This is a genomic window from Rhodococcus sp. B10, from assembly GCF_011770055.1.
GTDB lineage: Bacteria > Actinomycetota > Actinomycetes > Mycobacteriales > Mycobacteriaceae > Rhodococcoides > Rhodococcoides kyotonensis_B.
On record NZ_JAAFYV010000023.1, the window covers coordinates 46831 to 59620 of the forward strand.

A 12790-nucleotide genomic window follows, 5' to 3' on the forward strand; every position below is an offset into this window, starting at 1 on the left:
GGATCTTTGCGTGGACAGACTCACCGAGGGAGCTATCCGCTAGCGACACATTAGTACTCGTAGTAGCACGAGCATCGGCATCTCGGGTGCAACGCAGGCAACATCACACCACCAGAGAACGGCTCGTCAATGTCGACCTTCTCCCCATCCAGCGGCGCACATAGCTTGCACGCCCCCGCCAGCGCCTCCCAGATCTTCTTCTTCGCACCAGTCGCCTTGGCGTAGTTGTACTGCCCCTGGCTCCAGCTGTTCACGCTCTCCGTCTGCGCGATCATCTCGGCTCGCACCGGGTTGTTGATTGTCTGCTGGATGCGCTCCATGGCCTGTGACGTCGTCTCGCCGCGCGTGAGCGACTGTTTGATGCTGAGGCGAATCTTGTCCCGGGTCGTCTCGGTCACGCCGCTCACGAGGCCTGCTACGTGCTTCTCGGCAGCCTTGGCCACGAAGTCCTGGACGCTGTCGACGTAGAGCGGGAGCTGATAGCGCTCGATCGCCGCATCGACGCCGATAGCCATGATGATCTCGATTGCTTCGATGATGGCCTTCTGGAGGTCGAGCGCTTCGCCCTTCCACACATCAGAGCTGCCACTGGCCACCGCGTCGGCGTGGATCGCCGCTGCCTGGAGCGTCGGCTGCTTAGCCAGCTCGCGGGCGTACTCGGTCCAGTCGACGTACTGGTGCGCGCGCAGCGACAGGTTGTAGAGGTACTCCCCTGTCTGGCTCTGTAGCTCAGCCTCGGCCTTCACCAGGGCACGGAACTGCTTCGGGGTTGCCTTGTAGCTCGGATGCCACTCCTCGGATGCACGGATGCCGGCCACCGCGTCAACATGCGCTCTACGCAGCGAGAGCCGATCGACCATAGAGCATCTCGTCTAGTTCAGCCTTGTTCTTGCGGACCGCAGCGAGGACACGGGCGGCCTTGACCTCGTCCTGCTCCATCTCCTCGTCGGCCTCGCTCGACTTGTCCTTCGTCGTCTTCGATTTCGACGTTGTGGTTTTATCATCGTCCGAGTCTTCGACCACACGCTCCGGCAGCTTGAGCTTCGTGCGGATGTGGTCCTCGTCGGCCTCGGATGGGTTGAGACCACCGGCATCGACGAGCGTCTTGTAGACGTCGGCGAACTCTTTGACGTCGTCCTTCGAGATCTCGCCGCACACCCACTCTGGATAGGCCGCACCAGTGAAGTTCAGGTCGACGATCAGCTTCACGAGCTTCTCGTTGATGCGGGCGGCTATCTGCGAGCCGAGGGCCTGGTTGGTCTGCTCCAGCAACTCTCGCTGGTTGTCGCTCGCTGAGTACGAGCCGGATGAGTCGGCAGCGCCGATGTCCAAGTACTGCACCTGCATTGACTTGAGAATGTTGCGGTCGTGGCGGGCTATGGCAGCCGTCGGGTCAGCGACGGTCTTGGCCTTCATGTCCATGAACTCGATTTCCCAGCCTTCGGGCTCCTCGATGTAGGCCTGCTCGTTGGCGCGGATGTTGCGCGCTGCGTTCCGCGCGGTCTGCTTCATCGTGTCGTCGGCACTTCTCGGGTGCTTGATCTTCACGACTCCGAGTCCCTGGCGTTCCTGCTGAAGCGCCTCAATCTTCTCAAGGTTCTTCTTGTAATACCAAGAGCCGTAGGCAGGTCGGAGGATTGAGAGTCCAGTCCAGTTGTCACCCTCCTGTTGGTGAGTGAACGGCATCATCTTGTAGTCCGGGATTGACACGGTCTGGCCGGCCGCGGTGAGCTGAGTGATGCCAGGCTTCTTGTCCTGTGTCTCCCACGCCTGGATGGTGGTCTGCTTGCGGTAGGCGGCTTTCACCGGCACGAGGTACTCCTTGCCCTCGAACTCCACCCAGTCGACGACGATCTCGAAGACGGAGAAACCAAAGTCGAGCATGGTGAGGATCTCAGGGAGCAAGCGCTGCTTCCAGTGGAGGACCTTGACCATGGTGAAGTCCGTGAGTGCCTTGGCCAAGAGGTCTACGGCGTCTTCCCCCGCCGCCTGTGCGTACCACTCAGCGGCGATCAGCGGAGCCTTGGCTGCGATGAGACCGGCCTTGACCGTGGCGTCACCTCGACGCATCTCTTCGATGGTGCGCATGAGTGCCGCACCGCGCAGCTGAGCGATGTACTCATCGGTGTCGATGATGCCCGCGAAGACGGCTACGCCTGAATCACCGAACTCGGTGCTGAATTTGTCTCTGCTAGAGCGTGATTGGCCTGCCATACTTACTTCTAGTCATAACTCAGAAGCGGGAGTTCGACAAGCCTCCGAAGAGTGGGTCAGCGCCGCCACCGAAGGCAGATGAACCGTTGCCGTCAGCCTGGTTCTCGAACTCAGGCACAGGGCGGAGCGCGACGTAGAGACCCATGATCACCGCGTCGAATAGGTCGGGGCTTACCCCGAGGCGCTTCTTGATCTGCTGCTTGCTCTCTACCTTCAGCACCTTGTTGGTGATCTCGTACTGGTGCATCATCGCTTCCTTCTGAAGTTCCTTCAGGAACGGACATCCGCTGTAGTGCTTGATGATTCCGAGTTCCAGGCCGCGTGCGTAGAGGTAGATCATCTGCGTGCGTAGATCAGCGAAGTGGAGAGGTGTTGGTGCGACACCAGGCAGCATCACGTCAGGATCAGGCGAGCCGCCGCTCTCGTACTCGTACGGGTGCAGGTGCATCGTGACGAGATCCCCCACCATGCCTCCGCCGATGCCGACTGCGTCGATGGCCGTGTTGTCGATGCCGTACCCGTTGTCCCCTGCATCCTCGACGAGCCAGTCCGCCTGCTCCTTGGTCTCCATGCGGACGCCCTTCGCCTTCACCACTGTGATGTCAGCGATTGTCAGGCCGTACAGAAGTCCCCGGACCGAGCGGTCGACACCCTTCCAGGCCACGTCGTAGCCAGCAGCTCGCTGAGCCGCCGCATCCAGTTCATCCGTCATTGACGCCGCGAAGTGCCGAGACTTGAAGAGCGAGCCATCCTCGTCGGCGTAGTTCCAGTTGTTGTGGAGGTATCGTTCGACCCACCACGTCGGATTGGTCAGTAGCGCAGCGACATCCGCCTCGGACTGCCATGAGTCTTCGAGGCCGAACTCGATGACCCGGATGTTCGGCGGTAGCTCGCCGGCCTTCCACTTGTCGTAGATGTGTTCCTTCAACCATCCGTCGTTCGGGTTGGCGGTGAGGATCGACAGCGACGGTTGGCCGTGCTCGTTCTTTCGTCCGCGACGAGAGGTTGCCTGGAGGAACATGTCGTACTCGAACTCGTCGACCTCATCGAGGTGGTTGCCAGTGGCGTTGATTCCCTTGATCTTCTTGCCACCGCGGTCCTTCGTGGCATCTGCTTCTCGGAACGGGATCGTCGAGCCGTTCGGAAACGTGATGCGGTACGGCTTCTGCGTGTAGACGAAGTCCTGGCCCTGGATCATCCCCATGCGCTCGGCCATGTCGAGGTAAGACGGGATCACTGTCTCCACCGCTGTCGACTGGTTCACGCGGAACACCGGCCAGCGGGTCTTCGGGAAGCTCTGGCAGATAGACAGGACGAGGTGCGCCGCGACATCCGTCTTGCCCGTACCCACTGCGCCGATGAGAACTATCGTGTCGACAGTCGGGTCATTGGCGGCGTCGATGACCTCAGCTTGCTTCTGCTTGAGTTGGAGCGGCTCCATCGTCGTCGAGACCTCGCGGCTTAATCTTGCTGATCACCAACGGGGCAACCTCCAGGCGCTCGCCGTCGGAGGTCACGTCAATCTTGGTGCCGTAGCCATATTTCGCGAGCCAATCGCGAGCAGCGTGACGGGCCTTGTGCGGGTTGGTCGGGTCGAACGCCTCGATCATGGCTGTCGTGATGATGGCCTTCATCGGCGTCCCCTGGAAGTCCGGGTCGGCCTTCTTGACCTCGTCCGGGATCATGTCGCTGAGGCGCTCGATGAACTTCTCATCGTTGAGCATCTCTTGGATGACGGTGGACAGGTTCCTGCGACCCTTCGGTTTGCCGGCTGGGTTTCCCGACTGTCCAGGCTTGAACTGAGTGTCCCGACCTAGGTTAGGGTCCTTGTCGTCCCCGAACCTGCCTGTTCGTCGTTGGCCATCCGCCTGATTGCCGCCTGAAGAGATGAGTCGTGCCATATGCAGCTATTTATGCACGTCAAGCCCGTTTTGTGAAGTCCCAGAACACAACAGAGGGGCACGTCGTTGAACCGTGCCCCTCTGTTGGTCGCCCTGCCTTGCTACAAGAGCGACTGCTGTCCGGTGTTTGCCTTTTCGCGAATCCGTGCGTGGTCTAACAGCTCGCTCGGGCGTCCCGACTTCGCCTCCCAGTCCTTCACGATCTGCTCACCGAGGAGAACGTAATGCCAAGTGCGACTGTCACGCTCCTCTTCCGGTAGCTCGTTGATCTGCGCACACCATGCAAGAGCAGCGCGCTTCTTCCGCAGGACATTCTCGTCACTGAGCGAACTCTGTGCCTTCGTCTCGACGACGTACACACGGTCCTCCGTGCGCACCAGGAAGTCGGGCGAGTACAGAGCAGGCATCCCGTCCGCCTTGAGATACGGCCGGTGCAGGTAGGTGTGCCGGTACTCGTCGACCTTGGCGAAGGCCTCGACGTTGGTGTCTTTGTAGACCCATTCGCTGAATAGACGCTCCAAACCACCCGCCTTGGCCGGCACTCGCAGCTTCGGGTAGATGCACTTCTTCACCTCGACGCACGCTGTACTCCGCACCCAGATAGTCTTCACTTCGGAGAGACGGCGGTGCTTCACAATCGCGTTACCGACGTCCTGGTTCTCCTGCACCTCAACGAGTTTCGTCGCGAGGTTGCCCGCGATCTCAGCAGGCACATCACCGACGAGGAGAACTCGCCAGTTCTCCGCCTCGAACGGATCGAACTCCCGCCCGAAGTACTGGTGCTTGATGTAGGTGTCCAGCCAGCTCACCAACAGCGGCTTGTACGCCTGGAGCGCCGGGTAGTGAGACGCTTCCTTCCACTGCTTCGCGCTCTTGGTGCCGAAGGTGCGACCGAGTGCCGTGGATATGCGGTTGGTCATGCGTGCCAAATAGTCGTTGTAACCCTTGGCCGTCATCACGCCGCCGTCTACGCGGTAGTCGCCGTACAGGGTGCCGGTCTGGAAGTCGTGCGAGACGAACTGATCACCCTCGCCAATCTGCTTGATGAGGAAGTCCAGCTGGTACTTACTCACGGGCAGCTTCATCGGATCGATGCTCGGCTGCTTCATCTCTTCGTCCGCGTCCCGGATGATGATCGGGATCTCGAAGTCGTACGCCTGGTACCCCTCGACGAGGTCTACCGCTTCGAGGTCGCCCTTTGGGTTGGTGTCATCACCGTCCTCACCAACGCTGCCGGCCAGTCCCTCGTCAACAAGCTCGTCGTAGAACTTGTTGAACGCCGGGTGCTCGACGACGAAGAGCACGTCGTAGAAGTTGGTCGGTTCCTCATAGTTCGCGATCCGCTCGCGGGTCTCCCGCTTCAGCTCGTCAATCGCATCATCACCGCGCCACATAAGCCGCAGTCCGCGGCCGATGGTCTGTTCCAACAGAATCGACGCCTCGGATGAGCGGAGGGGCACGATGACGCAAATGTTGTTGACGTCAAAGCCTTCTCGAAGCATCAACACCGAGACGATGACCTTCGGGTCTTTCTTGGCGTCGAGGTCGAACAGCTCTTCCTTGATCGGCTCCCACTGGCTCGCGCTCAACTCAGCGCGTTTGCCGGAGTCGACACGAAGCACCTCCTCACCAGCCATACCTTCCTCGATCAGGAAGTCTTCGACGAGCGGGGTAACGAGGGTGTCTTCACAGATCACCATCATCTTCGGGTGCTTGCCGTCCTGCTGATCTCCGAAGCTCTCTTCGAGGATCGACAGTTTCTTGAGTCCTGCACGGAGCATCGTCCGCTGACCGTCCGACAATCCGATTGGCTTGTTCTTCTCGTCTCGCTCCACGCGGAAGTCGAGCGGGAGTGCTGCGACCTCCTTGCGCTTATCGAGCGTCAGCGCCTTCACCAGACCCTGTCGCATCGCGGCCTTCAGGTCGAAGTCGACCACGATGTGCGCGAAGTACTCGCGGGTCTTCTTCTTACCGCCAGACTCGTTGTAAGGCGTTGCAGAGAAGTCAATTTGGGTGAACTGAGAGCCCTTGGTACCAGCGATCTCCAGCAAGGCCTTCTGCCACTCGACATCCGTGACTTCGTCCGCCTTGCGGATGCTGTGAACGTGGTGCGCCTCATCGTTGAACACTACGAGCGACGGGAGGTCCTTCAACGCCTGGAGCGGACCGCCACGGAGGAACTTGCGGTCGAGAGCTTCGAGACTGTTTCCCGCAGAGGTGCCTGGCGTCACCGGGAATAAGCTCCTGACCGCGGCCTTGGGGTCGATATCCTCACCCGGCGCTTCAATCTCATCCTCGTCACCGAGGAAATCAGGATCTTCTTGTCCAGCGAGAAGATGCCAGTTGGTGATGGCGATGATTCCCGCACCGGTTACCTTGCTGCCAATCTCCTTCTTAGTGACAACGCTGGTCTGCAAGAAGCCGAAGACCGTCTCTCGATGGTTGTCCGGCACGAAGAGCGACTGCTGCTTGTAGATGTCGCTGGTCTCGAAGTCGCGGTCCCCGTCTTTGAGTTTGCCCTGGAACGAATCGAGAAGACGGTCGTAGACGATGAGGCCGGGAGCAACGAGCAGAAAGTTACTGGTGAAGCGCTCATCATCTGGGTACGCCTGGTGGTTGAGGTGTTGCCAGATCAGCAGCGCGTTGAGCACCCATGTCTTACCCGTGCCGGTCGCCATCTTGGCGCAGTACTTCGGATGCTTGTTCCGCTCGCGGGACACCTCGCCGAGGTAGCCAGTTTCGAGCAGCGAGTCGCCGGCCACATCTTGATACAGGTCTCGAAGAGTCCTCGCCCCGAGCACCTCGTGCGCATAGATGATGTGAAGGATCGCTGCCCGCTGTCCCGCGTGGAAATTGAGGAACCTGGTGTCGCAGTAGTCCTGCTGAAACCAGAACTTCAGCAGTTCAGCGGTGACGGGAGTGACTCGCTCCAACATCTCGGACGGCTGACCACCCACGATCGCTTCGATCTGCGGTGTAACCAGCTTTGCGAGTCCTGTCGCGAGAGGGAAATGATCGTGCGGCTTGGATGCCATGTCAGACCTCCACTCCCTTGAGAACTACCTCGGACTCGAAGCCGAACACATCGACTGCCCGCACACAGATATCACGGGGTTCAGCCTTAGGTGGTAGCTCCAGGCGCGCCGTTGTGATGACGCGAAGTGGGTCGGCGTCGTTGTCTGTGTTCTCTCGGTAATCCTGCCAAACCGACCTAAAGACCTCTCCGTCGTAATCCGGATCGACCGCCCAGTATTCGATAAGTGCGAGCGGATCATTGTTGATGATCTTTTCGAGAGCATCCCGATCTTTGTCTGTTGCCAGGTTGATAGCGTCCGGCGACAGCATGATGTAGTTCGTCAGCTTCACGGTCAGATGCTCTTCACCACTCTGTATAACGCGTGAAGGTACTGAAGCTTCGAGATACTGGAGTGTCGTGAACCTCAGCTCGCGAGCTAGCTTCTCGTGCCCCTTCTTCTTGAGGCGGTCGAGCATGTCTGGTGGGATGACCAAGACCTCAAGCTTCGGGTCATTTAGGTCAGTGATCTCCTGACCGATGCCCGCTGCGAAGTTCCAGCCAAGGACGATGACCTTGTCGAATCCGCCGAGCTTGCTGTCGCGGTAACCCTGTGCGCGACGCAGCGTCGAGACCGTGGTCAGTCGCGACGGGCTGTCGGCGAACACCAGCGTCTTCGTATTCGGGAGGCGTCCAAGACTTCCGTTGACATTTTCTTCTGGTGGCAACGGAAGTGCGCCGTAGATACCCAGAATCACTGTGGCTAGATCACCAACCCGGTACTTGCGACCGAGCGTCGAACGAGCTTGCTCTACCTGGTAGTCACCAATCGCCTGATAGAGGAATGGTTGCGCGCCCTGATCAATCAGGCGCTTCCGCGTGATCATGGTTGCCGGCTTGCCCAGGTCAGATACGACCCATCGGCGACCCATCTTCTCGGCAACTGCCGCTGTCGTGCCTGAGCCTATGAAGAAGTCAGCAACCAACGAACCTTCGTCCGATGACGTCTCAACGATTCGCCTGATGAGGCCTTCTGGCTTCTGTGTGTCGTAGCCGAGTTTTTCCGATTCTTGCTCCAGCCATTTCACATCCTCGTCGATGCCTTGGTTGGACTTGTAGAGAGTGCCCCGAGTGTTGGCCTGGTAGGACCAAATGTCCTGGTAAGGCACGCCCTCCGTAAGGTACTGGCGGTACATCGGCTGGCCGCCCACCTTCTTTGGGATCACCAGCAGCTCAGCCTCAAGGCATGCATCCAGAATCTCCTGCGTAGTCAACCCTTTCACATCACGACCGAGGAGTTCAATCGTCTTGGAGGGGATCGCCCAATGACGGCCAGCCCGGGTGGGGTCGTAACCGTGCCATGGCTTACCACTGTCACCTTGACGCGTCCCTGGACCCGTCAGATAGTTCGGCTGGTATATCCCACGTTCGTCCTGGTACTTGAAACGCGACTCGATATACCCTTTCGAGAAGGGTCTTTTACCGGGATGGAAGATGAAATCCTCAGTCTTCGTGTAGAAGAGGATGACGTCGTGAATCGGCCCGTACTGATCGGTGGTCTTGTTATGCGAATTACTGCGTCGCCATACGATCTCACTTCGAAAGAACGCGCTTCCAAAAATATCATCTAGGATCATCTTTACGTAGTGACTGATATTGGGTCCCAGATGGACATAGATCGACCCAACATCCGATAATAGTTCGCGCATCAGAACTAGCCGAGAGGCCATCATTGCCAGGTACGATGCAGTACCCTCCGCCCACGTGTCCGAATAGGCAAACTGCTCAAGAACCGCAGGCTTCTGAGAGATGGTTCCGCCGGGCAAGGTGGCCTTGGTCCGGTAGTCCGCCTTCGAGTCGAATGGTGGATCGATATAGATGAGGTCGACCTTATTACGCAAGCTCGGCGTTGCCTTGTCGCCAGCTAACAGCGCTGCAATAGCCAGCAAGTTGTCGCCATAAATCAGCCGATTCAACTTGTCGCGATCGACTTCTCCATCAGGATTCGAGAACAAGTTGGCTGCGTCCGTGTCCTTGCCCGGTATCACCAGCTCACGAGTCTGAAGCGAGACCTTGTTCGGCCCGTCCAGCTGCTCCAAAATCTGCGCCGCTTGCCGCTTACCTGCCGCGACTATGCCTGGGAGCTGCTCGAGTAGGGACTTCGCCATCTAGATCCGCCTTTCAACACCGCGACGCTGCCTGTCGCTTCACCGGAACAACCGTAGCCGTTGGCACCGACATCACGGGCACGCGAGCGCCCGATGAGTCCACTCGGTTTTGACACCGACCTCCTCTTTCGAACACTCGTGCGCGCTCGACCATCTGTTGATCGAGCGTTCTACACAGACACTCATGACCGGTTGAACCTGTGGATAAAATTGTGGACAGTTGCCAATCTAGAACGGCCACAGGAAAATTGGAGGCTACAGTCGCCACTATTCCTGGAGTTCCACCATGCTCGATAGTCCCCCATATGTCGATACTGCTCTCGACCGTCCCGCCGAGGACCATGACATCCCCGACGTCGGCGAAGACTACGGCTATCCGTATGAGCCCTACGACGACGATCCCCCAGAGCCCGAACCTGCGCAGATGCCGCACCGCAGGCTGTACCAGGTCCTGGCAACGGCGTTCTTCCCGTTCATGCTTTTCGTCTGGTGCGCAGCTCACAACGTCTACGAGCCGGGAGAGACGGCATTCATGCACGCCAACGAGCCGTACGTCCACCAGTGGGTCGACCTCGATCACATCTCCCGCTACCCCATCGCCGCCGCCCTGGTCCTGGAGGACGTGGACATGGGCAACCGCGTCAATGCCTTCGACGTGGGCCGCTTCGTCGGCACTGCTCAGTCCTACCTCGGTGGACAGTCGGACATCGACGGCGGCTCGACCATCCCCCAGCAGCTCGTGAAGAACCTCTACTTCTCTCCCGACCGGAGCGCCTGGCGTAAGGCGGGCGAAGCGTTCATCGCGCTGCCCTTCGCCTGGACCGTCTCGGACAGCCGCATGCTGGAGATGTACCTAAACTACGCCCAGTTCGGGCCGAAGCTCTACGGCATCTGTGCAGCCGCCTGGTACTACTTCGACACTCCGCCTTGGTCTTTGACTCAGTTGCAGGGGTCACAGCTCATGGCGGTCGTGCGGCTGCCGAGTGAGGCCAGGCGGGTGGAGGGCGGCGGCATCTACGTCCTGGGCGAGAACAGCGACGCTGACTTCCGCGACCGGGTCTACAACCGTGTCCCACGGGATCTCGCGTTCCTCGGGGGCTACAAGCCCCTCATGGAGTCCGTCGGTATCGACGACGACGCCAGCGACCACGAACACATCGGAGAGAACTCATGCAGTGCTATGCCGGCCGACGTCGAAGAGCTTCTCGTGGCGGAGGGCGTGCGCTGATGGAAGACCTCGACCTGGCCAGGCAGATGCTCCGTGTGCGGTGGATTGCACGTGAGCAGGGCGTGTACCTCGATGATGCGGTTGTGACACTCCTCGCGGTGCGTAAGGGCTACGACACTGAGGCGCTGGACATCAACACCCGCGCAATCATCGTCAACTCTCGCGTGATGGGCCACGGACTGTCGTTCGCCACCGTCAAGGCCTGGCTGGATCAGCGATGAGGCGGGGCGTGAGGGTCAGGCTCCTGCGTCCGTCTGTCCACAAGGGCGTGCTACACCAGCCAGGAGCAGTCCTGCGGGTGAAGCGCGGATGGGCGCGTCACGGACGCCGAGAAGGCGCGTGCGAGCGCGTCTGGTGGTTTCAGTCGTAGCGAGCCGAGTGAGCCATGGGCAAGAAGCACAAGCGCACCTACCACGTCGTCCGACACTGGTCTATCCGCGAAGGCGACTGGTACTACGCGGTTTACCGGCACACGGACTGGGGCGACTGCGTGACGGTCTACCGCATGGCAACAGGCGACGAGGCGTGGGCACTCAAGAACGCCGAGAGGCTCGGCGTTGAGGTCGAAGACGAGGGCGAGATCGACGCGCAGTTCTGAGCCTGTGGATAACCAAACAGCGATTTCAAGGATCTGGAGTTAGATCGGGAGATGTACACCTTCGACACGTTCCGCATCGACGGCACGAACCGCTTCGCGCATGCAGCAGCTCACGCGGTCGCTGAGGTGCCGGGACGCGCCTACAACCCACTCTGGATCTACGGGTGCAGTGGGACTGGCAAGACACACCTGCTCGGCGCGATAGAGCGGAAGGTCGCGCAGGACTACCCCGGCACGATCGTCGCTCACGTCAGCTTGATGAACCCCTACGCGCTAGATAGACGCCTCGACCAGGCGCAGGTGCTGCTGATCGACGACGCCGAACACCTGCGGAGCAGCTGCATTATGTTCGAGCAGTTCAACGAAGTCGTCACTTCTACTGTGATCGAAGGCGGTCAAGTAATAGTCGCAAGCAAAATGCCCTACGAGTGCCTTCACTTCGGGTGCTGCGCCCACCCGCTGCCGCAGGTTTCATGGTGGCTTGAGGTTGATATGAGCGGCCGCTCGCTTATCCGCGACTGGCCGGCTTAATCGTTCGCGATTAACGTCTCCCGCCATTCAAGGTGATAGTCGCATGCTTAGACTATTGCTTTTTCTTCACAAATGTGCTTAAATAGGTTCAGTTATGAAAGTAACCCGCAACAACAGACTAGATATCGCTCAGACAATTATCGTAAACACCAAACAACTCTTACATGATAAGGGTCCGGATATCATTGCCGCAGTCGACGACTTCTTCGTGAACCACTAAGTCTCCACGACGAGCTTCCGCCGCTTCTTACTCCTACACTTCACACATGCCATCACGACAAAGTGAGCCGCACCCTCAAACCTCGGGTTGTCGGCTCGCACAGTCTCTTTGAACTCTTGCCAGTCGTGCTCACAAATCGACGGGGCGTCTTCGGGTGATTCTTTAGCCTTCCGCTTGGCCTGGCGTGCTTCTATGCGGCGAGTCAGCCGGGTACGGTGCACAGCAAAGTCGATCACGAGTACTCCCCGCGTGGGTCGTACGGCTGCTTGTGAGCCCGCTGGAGGTGCTTCGGCATCGTTTTCCAGTGTCCGTGCCACATCGCCTCGTTCTGAAGCTCTTCGATGCTCTCAGTGCCGTCAGACGGCAGGCCGCGTTGCCACATCCACTCGCGCAGTTCGGTTTTCAGCGCTTCCTCGCCCGCTATGCGCACCATGGCGTGCGCCTTCAGCTCGATTGCCGCCTTGGGCACCCAGCCCTCGCGGAGGATTTCGCCGGCCTCGGACAGCCAGTGGACTCGGCACGCTTTTTCGGTCTCTCGGATGACCACCGCCTGGTGAGCGGTGCGGATGACGTCGAGGTCCTTCGGACGTTGCTTGTCGAGGAACCAGCGGCGGAGGTGGTTGGGGTCGAAGAGGCTAGTCATCGACCTTCTTCTCCGTCGTGAGGTGCCAGAAGTCGCACACGTTGCACTGGTAAACGCGCAGGTAGTTGATCCCAGCGGTCTTGTTGCGGCGATGCTTCGCTCTCTTGGCAGTCTTAAGCGAGTGGTACATGTGTTTGCGACGACAGGTCTCCATGCTCGTCAGCTGTACTTGAGTAGGTTTCGGATCGTCAGACATCACCGTCCTTCCGGTCCCCCGCAAACACCTTCAACGATCCGGCGCTCTGACGCGCTTCGCGCAACGTCGATGTGGATT

Annotated in this window: 10 protein-coding genes and 1 pseudogene; 4 read left to right on the forward strand and 7 right to left on the reverse strand. The window is 59.3% G+C overall.

The features are described 5' to 3' along the window. Positions 1-50: 50 nt before the first annotated feature. From RhoFasB10_RS16190 to RhoFasB10_RS16215, 6 genes are all read right to left on the reverse strand, one after another. Positions 51-860, reverse strand: a complete 810-nt coding sequence (locus RhoFasB10_RS16190) for a phage minor head protein (protein ID WP_167677292.1) — start codon at positions 858-860, stop codon at positions 51-53. After that, positions 835-2214, reverse strand: a complete 1380-nt coding sequence (locus RhoFasB10_RS16195) for a DUF935 family protein (protein WP_167677294.1) — start codon at positions 2212-2214, stop codon at positions 835-837. Before RhoFasB10_RS16195 ends, RhoFasB10_RS16190 begins: the two co-directional genes overlap by 26 nt. A 19-nt stretch (positions 2215-2233) precedes the next feature. Continuing rightward, positions 2234-3655 carry a hypothetical protein gene (locus RhoFasB10_RS16200; protein WP_167677296.1) on the reverse strand — a complete coding sequence of 474 codons (1422 nt, stop codon included), beginning with the start codon at positions 3653-3655 and terminating at the stop codon, positions 2234-2236. Beyond that, positions 3621-4115: a DUF5681 domain-containing protein gene (locus RhoFasB10_RS16205; protein ID WP_167677223.1), complete on the reverse strand. Its 495-nt coding sequence runs from the start codon at positions 4113-4115 to the stop codon at positions 3621-3623. Before RhoFasB10_RS16205 ends, RhoFasB10_RS16200 begins: the two co-directional genes overlap by 35 nt. Positions 4116-4216: 101 nt before the next feature. Beyond that, on the reverse strand, positions 4217-7150 hold the full coding sequence (locus RhoFasB10_RS16210) for a DEAD/DEAH box helicase family protein (protein ID WP_167677298.1): 2934 nt from the start codon (positions 7148-7150) through the stop codon (positions 4217-4219). Position 7151: 1 nt separating this feature from the next. Beyond that, positions 7152-9296: a site-specific DNA-methyltransferase gene (locus tag RhoFasB10_RS16215; protein ID WP_167677300.1), complete on the reverse strand. Its 2145-nt coding sequence runs from the start codon at positions 9294-9296 to the stop codon at positions 7152-7154. A 286-nt stretch (positions 9297-9582) separates the two neighbouring features. Here RhoFasB10_RS16215 and RhoFasB10_RS16220 point away from each other — a divergent pair, with 286 nt between their 5' ends. From RhoFasB10_RS16220 to RhoFasB10_RS16235, 4 genes and pseudogenes are all read left to right on the forward strand, one after another. Then, positions 9583-10524 carry a biosynthetic peptidoglycan transglycosylase gene (locus RhoFasB10_RS16220; RefSeq protein ID WP_167677302.1) on the forward strand — a complete coding sequence of 314 codons (942 nt, stop codon included), beginning with the start codon at positions 9583-9585 and terminating at the stop codon, positions 10522-10524. Further along, positions 10524-10745, forward strand: a complete 222-nt coding sequence (locus RhoFasB10_RS16225; RefSeq protein WP_167677304.1) for a hypothetical protein — start codon at positions 10524-10526, stop codon at positions 10743-10745. The genes RhoFasB10_RS16220 and RhoFasB10_RS16225 overlap by 1 nt, the downstream gene beginning before the upstream one ends. Before the next feature lie 164 nt (positions 10746-10909). Beyond that, on the forward strand, positions 10910-11122 hold the full coding sequence (locus RhoFasB10_RS16230) for a hypothetical protein (protein WP_167677306.1): 213 nt from the start codon (positions 10910-10912) through the stop codon (positions 11120-11122). Between the two features lie 54 nt (positions 11123-11176). Next, a pseudogene (locus RhoFasB10_RS16235) lies at positions 11177-11653 on the forward strand (DnaA/Hda family protein); the annotation flags it as partial. Between the two features lie 452 nt (positions 11654-12105). Here RhoFasB10_RS16235 and RhoFasB10_RS16240 read toward each other — a convergent pair. Then, entirely contained in the window at positions 12106-12516 is a 411-nt protein-coding gene (locus tag RhoFasB10_RS16240; protein ID WP_167677310.1) for a hypothetical protein, read from the reverse strand. Between the last annotated feature and the right edge of the window lie 274 nt (positions 12517-12790).

Coding starts and splice junctions, on each gene's coding strand:
- RhoFasB10_RS16190 (WP_167677292.1), bottom strand. CDS start 860: ATGGTCGATCGGCTCTCGCTGCGTAGAGCGCATGTTGACGCGGTGGCC.
- RhoFasB10_RS16195 (WP_167677294.1), bottom strand. CDS start 2,214: ATGGCAGGCCAATCACGCTCTAGCAGAGACAAATTCAGCACCGAGTTC.
- RhoFasB10_RS16200 (WP_167677296.1), bottom strand. CDS start 3,655: ATGGAGCCGCTCCAACTCAAGCAGAAGCAAGCTGAGGTCATCGACGCC.
- RhoFasB10_RS16205 (WP_167677223.1), bottom strand. CDS start 4,115: ATGGCACGACTCATCTCTTCAGGCGGCAATCAGGCGGATGGCCAACGA.
- RhoFasB10_RS16210 (WP_167677298.1), bottom strand. CDS start 7,150: ATGGCATCCAAGCCGCACGATCATTTCCCTCTCGCGACAGGACTCGCA.
- RhoFasB10_RS16215 (WP_167677300.1), bottom strand. CDS start 9,296: ATGGCGAAGTCCCTACTCGAGCAGCTCCCAGGCATAGTCGCGGCAGGT.
- RhoFasB10_RS16220 (WP_167677302.1), top strand. CDS start 9,583: ATGCTCGATAGTCCCCCATATGTCGATACTGCTCTCGACCGTCCCGCC.
- RhoFasB10_RS16225 (WP_167677304.1), top strand. CDS start 10,524: ATGGAAGACCTCGACCTGGCCAGGCAGATGCTCCGTGTGCGGTGGATT.
- RhoFasB10_RS16230 (WP_167677306.1), top strand. CDS start 10,910: ATGGGCAAGAAGCACAAGCGCACCTACCACGTCGTCCGACACTGGTCT.
- RhoFasB10_RS16240 (WP_167677310.1), bottom strand. CDS start 12,516: ATGACTAGCCTCTTCGACCCCAACCACCTCCGCCGCTGGTTCCTCGAC.